Origin of the sequence: Aeromonas sp. Y311-2 (assembly GCF_027706025.1) — a bacterium.
In the GTDB taxonomy this organism is placed as follows: Bacteria; Pseudomonadota; Gammaproteobacteria; order Enterobacterales; family Aeromonadaceae; genus Aeromonas; species Aeromonas veronii.
The window spans coordinates 1-9,811 of the sequence record NZ_JAPDCL010000044.1 but is presented as its reverse complement, the minus strand read 5'-3'; the positions used below and the strand labels follow the sequence as shown (position 1 = coordinate 9,811).

Annotated in this window: 10 protein-coding genes and 1 pseudogene; 9 read left to right on the top strand and 2 right to left on the bottom strand. The window is 59.0% G+C overall.

Annotation, left to right across the window (positions count from 1 at the left end; all coding sequences use genetic code 11):
* Positions 1 to 329: hypothetical protein (locus tag OKC42_RS22095; RefSeq protein WP_170868628.1), on the bottom strand; the 329-nt coding region annotated here is incomplete at its 3' end.
* Between the two features lie 326 nt (positions 330 to 655).
* On the opposite strand from OKC42_RS22095, the gene OKC42_RS22090 reads away from it, so the two are divergent.
* The 7 genes and pseudogenes from OKC42_RS22090 to OKC42_RS22060 form a co-directional block, all read left to right on the top strand.
* Positions 656 to 1,381, top strand: a complete 726-nt coding sequence (locus tag OKC42_RS22090; RefSeq protein WP_118854412.1) for a recombinase family protein — start codon at positions 656 to 658, stop codon at positions 1,379 to 1,381.
* Positions 1,378 to 1,602 carry a hypothetical protein gene (locus OKC42_RS22085; RefSeq protein WP_000743213.1) on the top strand — a complete coding sequence of 75 codons (225 nt, stop codon included), beginning with the start codon at positions 1,378 to 1,380 and terminating at the stop codon, positions 1,600 to 1,602. The genes OKC42_RS22090 and OKC42_RS22085 overlap by 4 nt, the downstream gene beginning before the upstream one ends.
* A gap of 210 nt (positions 1,603 to 1,812) precedes the next feature.
* Positions 1,813 to 3,306, top strand: coding sequence for an IS91-like element ISCR2 family transposase (locus tag OKC42_RS22080; RefSeq protein WP_001120888.1), 1,494 nt, complete (start codon positions 1,813 to 1,815; stop codon positions 3,304 to 3,306).
* 30 nt (positions 3,307 to 3,336) lie between these two features.
* On the top strand, positions 3,337 to 4,221 hold the full coding sequence (locus tag OKC42_RS22075) for a DUF3363 domain-containing protein (RefSeq protein WP_021598067.1): 885 nt from the start codon (positions 3,337 to 3,339) through the stop codon (positions 4,219 to 4,221).
* A gap of 216 nt (positions 4,222 to 4,437) precedes the next feature.
* Positions 4,438 to 5,652 (top strand): chloramphenicol/florfenicol efflux MFS transporter FloR, encoded by a 1,215-nt coding sequence (gene floR / locus OKC42_RS22070; protein ID WP_023300759.1) that lies wholly within the window; start codon positions 4,438 to 4,440, stop codon positions 5,650 to 5,652.
* Positions 5,653 to 5,706: 54 nt separating this feature from the next.
* Entirely contained in the window at positions 5,707 to 5,985 is a 279-nt protein-coding gene (locus OKC42_RS22065; RefSeq protein WP_001100557.1) for a LysR family transcriptional regulator, read from the top strand.
* Between the two features lie 111 nt (positions 5,986 to 6,096).
* A pseudogene (locus tag OKC42_RS22060) lies at positions 6,097 to 6,306 on the top strand (IS91 family transposase); the annotation flags it as partial.
* Here OKC42_RS22060 and tet(A) read toward each other — a convergent pair.
* Complete coding sequence (gene tet(A) / locus OKC42_RS22055) at positions 6,252 to 7,451, bottom strand: tetracycline efflux MFS transporter Tet(A) (protein WP_000804063.1); 1,200 nt, start codon at positions 7,449 to 7,451, stop codon at positions 6,252 to 6,254. The pseudogene OKC42_RS22060 and the gene tet(A) overlap by 55 nt on opposite strands.
* 105 nt (positions 7,452 to 7,556) lie before the next feature.
* Here tet(A) and tetR(A) point away from each other — a divergent pair, with 105 nt between their 5' ends.
* Both tetR(A) and dfrA1 read left to right on the top strand, forming a co-directional pair.
* Positions 7,557 to 8,192, top strand: a complete 636-nt coding sequence (tetR(A), locus tag OKC42_RS22050) for a tetracycline resistance transcriptional repressor TetR(A) (RefSeq protein WP_039045916.1) — start codon at positions 7,557 to 7,559, stop codon at positions 8,190 to 8,192.
* A 476-nt stretch (positions 8,193 to 8,668) separates the two neighbouring features.
* The gene (dfrA1, locus tag OKC42_RS22040; RefSeq protein ID WP_000777554.1) at positions 8,669 to 9,142 is read left to right on the top strand and encodes a trimethoprim-resistant dihydrofolate reductase DfrA1; all 474 of its coding nucleotides are present in this window, start codon (positions 8,669 to 8,671) and stop codon (positions 9,140 to 9,142) included.
* Positions 9,143 to 9,811 lie beyond the last annotated feature (669 nt).

Genomic DNA, 9,811 nt, shown 5'->3' with positions numbered 1-9,811 from the left:
GTAAGCAGAGTTTTTGAAATGTAAGGCCTTTGAATAAGACAAAAGGCTGCCTCATCGCTAACTTTGCAACAGTGCCGCGCGACGAGCAGCAGCACCAGGAGCAGAAGCACGTCGAGAAAAAGCAACAGCAGATCGAGCAGCGCCCACGGCGGGCCGCTCGCATCGGATAAGTCGAAAAATCCGGCTAAAGTGGCCGAGCTGCACATCAGGCCGCGCGGTTTTCCTCCCTGATCGCCGGCGCGGTTTCTTCCTCCCTGAACCGCATGCAGACTTGCCGCCTCGGACACCCCGAGGCGGTTTTTTTTCGCCTCGCTCGAGCATCGCCGCATCCGACGATGCCGAGACGACCAGGCCGCGCACGTCGAGCTGCAGCATCGCCATTGCCGACGATGGCACCAGGTCGCCGGCGGTGGCCACCGACCTCGAGCTCGCATCGCCACATCCGACGATGCGCGCCGGCGTCGACCATCGCCAGGTCTGACGATGGCGGCCGCCCTGCCCTGGATCTCGCATCGCCATTTCTGGCGATGAGATCCACGGAGCGGCCATTTAGACCCGCCAATAACGACCCGGCCAAGATAAATCGCATGACGGCCTTTTTGGCCGGGGGTAGCATGACCGGACACTTTGCGTATGCCCAAAGGAGCCCGCAAGTATGCGCAGGACGAAGCCAGTAGCCGCGCCGATGGTGGCGCGGGTCTATCTGCGCGTCAGCACCGACGCGCAGGACTTGGAACGCCAAGAGGCGATCAAGGCCGCCGGCTACTACGTCGCCGGCATCTACCGTGAGAAGGCATCCGGCGCACGCGCCGACCGGCCTGAGCTGCTGCGCATGATCGGCGACCTACAGCCCGGCGAGGTGGTCATTGCCGAGAAGATCGACCGCATCAGCCGCCTACCTTTGCCCGAGGCCGAGCGCCTGGTGGCCTCGATACAGGCCAAAGGCGCAAGCCTGGCCGTCCCTGGCGTGGTCGATCTATCCGACCTGGCGGCCGAGGCCCAGGGCGTCGCCAAGATCGTGCTGGAAGCCGTGCAGATCATGCTTTTTCGCCTGGCCTTGCAGATGGCCCGCGACGACTACGAGGACAGGCGCGAACGCCAGCGCCAAGGCATTGAGTTGGCCCGCCAGGCCGGGCGGTACAAGGGCCGCCGTGCTGATCCGAAGCGCCGCGCCCAAGTTGTCGCGCTGCGCAAGTCCGGCTACAGCATCAACAAGACCGCCGAGCTGGCCGGGTACAGTGCGGCCCAGGTGAAACGGATATGGGCCGAGGTCAGCCAGGCCGAAGCGAAGCAGCACGGCGCGTTCGTGGAGGACGCATTGACGGAAGCCGATGCCCTGGCCGCTGTCGGCCAGGATGAGCGCCAGGAGGAAAGGGCATGAAGAAGCCGAACCAAGACGACGAGCCGTTTTTCATCACCGAGGAGATTGCGGCCGAAATGATCGCCGGCGGCTATGAGTTCGAGCTGCCGCCCATTCCTTGCACCATCCGCCTACGCGACGTGCTGGAGCGCATGACCGATGCTGAGCTAGCATTGCAGCCGGGCGAGATCGCCGACCAGGAGCGTGAACGCTGCCGGCGCAAGCCGTGTTCAACCTCATGATCTGGTCATGGTATTTTTCATGGCACTGAGCCTGATAGTTCTTGCAAATTGTTGTCACTAAAGGGTTTTGTGTGCTTGTTTACAATCGAGTGGGAGTGACGGGCACTGGCTGGCAATGTCTAGCAACGGCAGGCATTTCGGCTGAGGGTAAAAGAACTTTCCGCTAAGCGATAGACTGTATGTAAACACAGTATTGCAAGGACGCGGAACATGCCTCATGTGGCGGCCAGGACGGCCAGCCGGGATCGGGATACTGGTCGTTACCAGAGCCACCGACCCGAGCAAACCCTTCTCTATCAGATCGTTGACGAGTATTACCCGGCATTCGCTGCGCTTATGGCAGAGCAGGGAAAGGAATTGCCGGGCTATGTGCAACGGGAATTTGAAGAATTTCTCCAATGCGGGCGGCTGGAGCATGGCTTTCTACGGGTTCGCTGCGAGTCTTGCCACGCCGAGCACCTGGTCGCTTTCAGCTGTAAGCGTCGCGGTTTCTGCCCGAGCTGTGGGGCGCGGCGGATGGCCGAAAGTGCCGCCTTGCTGGTTGATGAAGTACTGCCTGAACAACCCATGCGTCAGTGGGTGTTGAGCTTCCCGTTTCAGCTGCGTTTCCTGTTTGCCAGCCGGCCCGAGATCATGGGGTGGGTGCTGGGCATCGTTTACCGCGTCATTGCCACGCACCTGGTCAAGAAAGCGGGCCATACCCACCAAGTGGCCAAGACGGGCGCGGTCACCCTGATCCAGCGTTTTGGATCGGCGCTCAATCTGAATGTTCACTTCCACATGCTGTTTCTCGACGGTGTGTATGTCGAGCAATCCCACGGCTCAGCGCGTTTCCGCTGGGTCAAGGCGCCGACCAGCCCAGAGCTCACCCAGCTGACGCACACCATCGCCCACCGGGTGGGTCGCTATCTGGAACGGCAAGGCCTGCTGGAACGGGATGTCGAAAACAGCTATCTGGCCTCGGATGCGGTGGATGACGACCCGATGACACCCCTGCTGGGGCACTCGATCACTTACCGTATCGCTGTCGGTTCACAGGCGGGGCGAAAGGTGTTCACTTTGCAAACTCTGCCGACCAGTGGTGATCCGTTCGGTGACGGGATTGGCAAGGTAGCCGGGTCCAGCCTGCACGCCGGCGTGGCGGCCAGGGCCGATGAACGCAAGAAGCTCGAACGGCTGTGCCGGTACATCAGCCGCCCGGCGGTATCCGAGAAGCGGCTGTCGTTAACACGAGGCGGCAACGTGCGCTACCAGCTCAAGACGCCGTACCGGGACGGCACCACGCACGTCATTTTCGAACCATTGGATTTCATTGCAAGGCTGGCCGCCCTGGTACCGAAGCCCAGAGTCAACCTAACCCGCTTCCACGGGGTGTTCGCACCCAACAGTCGGCACCGGGCGTTGGTCACGCCGGCAAAACGGGGCAGGGGCAACAAGGTCAGGGTGGCTGATGAACCGGCAACACCAGCACAACGGCGAGCGTCGATGACATGGGCGCAACGGCTCAAGCGTGTTTTCAATATCGACATCGAGACCTGCAGCGGCTGCGGCGGCGCCATGAAAGTCATCGCCTGCATTGAAGACCCTATAGTGATCAAGCAGATCCTTGATCACCTGAAGCACAAAGCCGAAACCAGCGGGACCAGGGCGTTACCCGAAAGCCGGGCGCCACCGGCTGAGCTGCTCCTGGGTCTGTTTGACTGACGAGCCTGAAGGCCAACGATACCAATCAAAATGCTGCGTTCACAGCGCCGCGGCAGGGATCCGCCGTGCTGGTTGTCGGAAAAGGAGCCGCTAGTGGGAAAGAGGAGGGTAAATTTTCAGCGTTGCTGGCTCCCCGTCAGCCGGATTGGGTTGCATCGCAGGGGTGTCGAAAGAGTCAACTGCGGTCCAAAGCTGTTGGACTTGGGTGAAAAGGGCGTTTATTCTTCCTATACGTGCCGCGTTCCAGGCGGCGACTATGAGGGCTATGTCGATGCCCATGTGCGCCGGCTGGAGGCGCTACGCCGGGCCGGTATCGTCGAGCGGATCGACGCCGACCAATGGCGCATCCCCAATGATCTGGTCAGCCGTGCCGCCGCCCATGACGCCGGCCGAGACAGTCAGGCCAGCGTTCGCGTCCTTTCCCCGGTCGATCTGAACAAACAGATCGGATCGGACGGCGCGACCTGGCTGGACCGGCGGCTGATCCACGGCGAGACGGCCGACCTTGCGCCAACCGGCTTCGGGCAACAAGTCCGCGAAGCCATGGACCAGCGCCGCGAGCACCATATCGAACAGGGCGACGCCACCCGCAGCCGGGACAGCCGCGTCTTCTACCGGCGCAACCTTCTCGCCATCCTGCGGGAGCGCGAGGTAGCCGGCGTCGGATCGGATATGGCTTTGAGTAAGGGCCTGCCGTTCCGCGCCGCCACGGACGGCGAGAGCGTCAGCGGCAAGTTTACCGGAACCGTGCATCTATCGAGCGGCAAGTTCGCCGTGGTCGAGAAATCCCATGAGTTCACCCTTGTCCCGTGGCGGCCGATCATCGACCGCCAACTCGGCCGCGAGGTTATGGGCATCGTGCAGGGCGGGTCGGTGTCGTGGCAGTTAGGGCGGCAGAGGGGGCTGGAACGCTGAGTGCGCCCATGCCGCATTGCGAAGCAAAAGATAATCGGATAAAATGTAGCAATTCATATTCGTAAGCGTGGAGTAATCAGATGGGAAATTCCAAGTCAGCAGACAAGTAAGCCGCAACAACCAGTATTGTTGTTGCGGCGCTCTGTAAGGCTAGTCTCATCTGATTGCTGACGAGCAGACGTCGCCCGGTATTCCTTAATCGAGGGTTGATTCGTCATGACCACCACACGCCCCGCGTGGGCCTATACGCTGCCGGCAGCACTGCTGCTGATGGCTCCTTTCGACATCCTCGCTTCACTGGCGATGGATATTTATCTCCCTGTCGTTCCAGCGATGCCCGGCATCCTGAACACGACGCCCGCTATGATCCAACTCACGTTGAGCCTCTATATGGTGATGCTCGGCGTGGGCCAGGTGATTTTTGGTCCGCTCTCAGACAGAATCGGGCGACGGCCAATTCTACTTGCGGGCGCAACGGCTTTCGTCATTGCGTCTCTGGGAGCAGCTTGGTCTTCAACTGCACCGGCCTTTGTCGCTTTCCGTCTACTTCAAGCAGTGGGCGCGTCGGCCATGCTGGTGGCGACGTTCGCGACGGTTCGCGACGTTTATGCCAACCGTCCTGAGGGTGTCGTCATCTACGGCCTTTTCAGTTCGATGCTGGCGTTCGTGCCTGCGCTCGGCCCTATCGCCGGAACATTGATCGGCGAGTTCTTGGGATGGCAGGCGATATTCATTACTTTGGCTATACTGGCGATGCTCGCACTCCTAAATGCGGGTTTCAGGTGGCACGAAACCCGCCCTCTGGATCAAGTCAAGACGCGCCGATCTGTCTTGCCGATCTTCGCGAGTCCGGCTTTTTGGGTTTACACTGTCGGCTTTAGCGCCGGTATGGGCACCTACTTCGTCTTCTTCTCGACGGCTCCCCGTGTGCTCATAGGCCAAGCGGAATATTCCGAGATCGGATTCAGCTTTGCCTTCGCCACTGTCGCGCTTGTAATGATCGTGACAACCCGTTTCGCGAAGTCCTTTGTCGCCAGATGGGGCATCGCAGGATGCGTGGCGCGTGGGATGGCGTTGCTTGTTTGCGGAGCGGTCCTGTTGGGGATCGGCGAACTTTACGGCTCGCCGTCATTCCTCACCTTCATCCTACCGATGTGGGTTGTCGCGGTCGGTATTGTCTTCACGGTGTCCGTTACCGCGAACGGCGCTTTGGCAGAGTTCGACGACATCGCGGGATCAGCGGTCGCGTTCTACTTCTGCGTTCAAAGCCTGATAGTCAGCATTGTCGGGACATTGGCGGTGGCACTTTTAAACGGTGACACAGCGTGGCCCGTGATCTGTTACGCCACGGCGATGGCGGTACTGGTTTCGTTGGGGCTGGTGCTCCTTCGGCTCCGTGGGGCTGCCACCGAGAAGTCGCCAGTCGTCTAACCGACGACTGGTAGCAGGCCCGCTCCGATGCGGCGCACTAACCATCGAAACCTCGTGAATGTCGGTATCCTGTCTGGCAGGATACCGCTCATTTCCCTTGTTCAGTTCATCGCCGTCGCCGAGCATCTGAATTTTCGGCATGCGGCCAAGGCACTTGGTATCAGCCAGTCGAGCGTCAGCGCGCGTGTGAAAGCGCTGGAGGATAACCTTGGTGTCCTGCTATTTGAGCGCCATGCGCGGGGCGTTCGGCTAACAGACGCAGGCAGGCACTTCATGGAGCGTGTCACGGCGGGTGTCGATCAACTCGATCACGCAGTGAAGACCGCGGAGTGACGGGCACTGGCTGGCAATGTCTAGCAACGGCAGGCATTTCGGCTGAGGGTAAAAGAACTTTCCGCTAAGCGATAGACTGTATGTAAACACAGTATTGCAAGGACGCGGAACATGCCTCATGTGGCGGCCAGGACGGCCAGCCGGGATCGGGATACTGGTCGTTACCAGAGCCACCGACCCGAGCAAACCCTTCTCTATCAGATCGTTGACGAGTATTACCCGGCATTCGCTGCGCTTATGGCAGAGCAGGGAAAGGAATTGCCGGGCTATGTGCAACGGGAATTTGAAGAATTTCTCCAAAGCCCGCGACGCAGCGCCGGCAGGCAGAGCAAGTAGAGGGCAGCGCCTGCAATCCATGCCCACCCGTTCCACGTTGTTATAGAAGCCGCATAGATCGCCGTGAAGAGGAGGGGTCCGACGATCGAGGTCAGGCTGGTGAGCGCCGCCAGTGAGCCTTGCAGCTGCCCCTGACGTTCCTCATCCACCTGCCTGGACAACATTGCTTGCAGCGCCGGCATTCCGATGCCACCCGAAGCAAGCAGGACCATGATCGGGAACGCCATCCATCCCCGTGTCGCGAAGGCAAGCAGGATGTAGCCTGTGCCGTCGGCAATCATTCCGAGCATGAGTGCCCGCCTTTCGCCGAGCCGGGCGGCTACAGGGCCGGTGATCATTGCCTGGGCGAGTGAATGCAGAATGCCAAATGCGGCAAGCGAAATGCCGATCGTGGTCGCGTCCCAGTGAAAGCGATCCTCGCCGAAAATGACCCAAAGCGCGGCCGGCACCTGTCCGACAAGTTGCATGATGAAGAAGACCGCCATCAGGGCGGCGACGACGGTCATGCCCCGGGCCCACCGGAACGAAGCGAGCGGGTTGAGAGCCTCCCGGCGTAACGGCCGGCGTTCGCCTTTGTGCGACTCCGGCAAAAGGAAACAGCCCGTCAGGAAATTGAGGCCGTTCAAGGCTGCCGCGGCGAAGAACGGAGCGTGGGGGGAGAAACCGCCCATCAGCCCACCGAGCACAGGTCCCGCGACCATCCCGAACCCGAAACAGGCGCTCATGAAGCCGAAGTGCCGCGCGCGCTCATCGCCATCAGTGATATCGGCAATATAAGCGCCGGCTACCGCCCCAGTCGCCCCGGTGATGCCGGCCACGATCCGCCCGATATAGAGAACCCAAAGGAAAGGCGCCGTCGCCATGATGGCGTAGTCGACAGCAGCGCCGGCCAGCGAGACGAGCAAGACCGGCCGCCGCCCGAAACGATCCGACAGCGCGCCCAGCACAGGTGCGCAGGCAAATTGCATCAACGCATACAGCGCCAGCAGAATGCCATAGTGGGCGGTGACGTCGTTCGAGTGAACCAGATCGCGCAGGAGGCCCGGCAGCACCGGCATAATCAGGCCGATGCCGACAGCGTCGAGCGCGACAGTGCTTAGAATTACGATCAGGGGTCTGTTGGGTTTCACGTCTGGCCTCCGGACCAGCCTCCGCTGGTCCGATTGAACGCGCGGATTCTTTATCACTGATAAGTTGGTGGACATATTATGTTTATCAGTGATAAAGTGTCAAGCATGACAAAGTTGCAGCCGAATACAGTGATCCGTGCCGCCCTGGACCTGTTGAACGAGGTCGGCGTAGACGGTCTGACGACACGCAAACTGGCGGAACGGTTGGGGGTTCAGCAGCCGGCGCTTTACTGGCACTTCAGGAACAAGCGGGCGCTGCTCGACGCACTGGCCGAAGCCATGCTGGCGGAGAATCATACGCATTCGGTGCCGAGAGCCGACGACGACTGGCGCTCATTTCTGATCGGGAATGCCCGCAGCTTCAGGCAGGCGCTGCTCGCCTACCGCGATGGCGCGCGCATCCATGCCGGCACGCGACCGGGCGCACCGCAGATGGAAACGGCCGACGCGCAGCTTCGCTTCCTCTGCGAGGCGGGTTTTTCGGCCGGGGACGCCGTCAATGCGCTGATGACAATCAGCTACTTCACTGTTGGGGCCGTGCTTGAGGAGCAGGCCGGCGAGCGCGGCGGCACCGTTGAACAGGCTCCGCTCTCGCCGCTGTTGCGGGCCGCGATAGACGCCTTCGACGAAGCCGGTCCGGACGCAGCGTTCGAGCAGGGACTCGCGGTGATTGTCGATGGATTGGCGAAAAGGAGGCTCGTTGTCAGGAACGTTGAAGGACCGAGAAAGGGTGACGATTGATCAGGACCGCTGCCGGAGCGCAACCCACTCACTACAGCAGAGCCATGTAGACAACATCCCCTCCCCCTTTCCACCGCGTCAGACGCCCGTAGCAGCCCGCTACGGGCTTTTTCATGCCCTGCCCTAGCGTCCAAGCCTCACGGCCGCGCTCGGCCTCTCTGGCGGCCTTCTGGCGCTCCTGCTGCGGCGTCCGCTCGTGGGCCGTGGCGCGGGTCCGCGCGCCGGCCTCGTGCGCCTGGCGCTCGCGGGCGAGGTCCAGGGCGGCCGTCTTCACGTTCTGCCTTGCGCAGATGAGATAGGGGCGCAGTGGCGGTTTTCATGGCTTGTTATGACTGTTTTTTTGTACAGTCTATGCCTCGGGCATCCAAGCAGCAAGCGCGTTACGCCGTGGGTCGATGTTTGATGTTATGGAGCAGCAACGATGTTACGCAGCAGGGCAGTCGCCCTAAAACAAAGTTAACCTCTGAGGAAGAATTGTGAAACTATCACTAATGGTAGCTATATCGAAGAATGGAGTTATCGGGAATGGCCCTGATATTCCATGGAGTGCCAAAGGTGAACAGCTCCTGTTTAAAGCTATTACCTATAACCAATGGCTGTTGGTTGGACGCAAGACTTTTGAATCAATGGGAGCATTACCCAACCGAAAGTATGCGGTCGTAACACGTTCAAGTTTTACATCTGACAATGAGAACGTATTGATCTTTCCATCAATTAAAGATGCTTTAACCAACCTAAAGAAAATAACGGATCATGTCATTGTTTCAGGTGGTGGGGAGATATACAAAAGCCTGATCGATCAAGTAGATACACTACATATATCTACAATAGACATCGAGCCGGAAGGTGATGTTTACTTTCCTGAAATCCCCAGCAATTTTAGGCCAGTTTTTACCCAAGACTTCGCCTCTAACATAAATTATAGTTACCAAATCTGGCAAAAGGGTTAACAAGTGGCAGCAACGGATTCGCAAACCTGTCACGCCTTTTGTACCAAAAGCCGCGCCAGGTTTGCGATCCGCTGTGCCAGGCGTTAAGGCTACATGAAAATCGTACATTACGAAGCGAATGCACCATGGATAGGAAGAATGAAATGCCCAAACCCAAAGTGTGGGAAGGAAACTCCTGCCTGGCAATCGAGCGGCATGAGCGACAGTTGCCCGCATTTTTTCTGTGATACTTGCTCGAATGTAATCCATAGAGAGCAGGACCATGCATTACTGTATGAAAATGAAATCAATCAAGAGCTCTTGGATCGAATAGCAGCAACTCTTCCAGATTGCCCTTGCGGGGGTAGGTTTGTTCCTGGTGCAAACCCAAAGTGTCCGAGTTGCAAGACCGAGTACGTGCACCAATGGGATGCAGTGAAAAGGTTGAATGTACCTTTTATGCCAATCTTGGATGGTTCCTGCTTGATTCGAGATAGGCTGTATTCGTATGAAGTATGCATTGGTTCTAAACCAAAATACTGGTGGCGTTTGTTCACAAATGCCTTAACAAGTTTAGGCAAGGGACGCTCCTGACGTCGCGCCCCTGCTAAAAGCGTTAGATGCACTAAGCACATAATTGCTCACAGCCAAACTATCAGGTCAAGTCTGCTTTTATTATTTTTAAGCGTG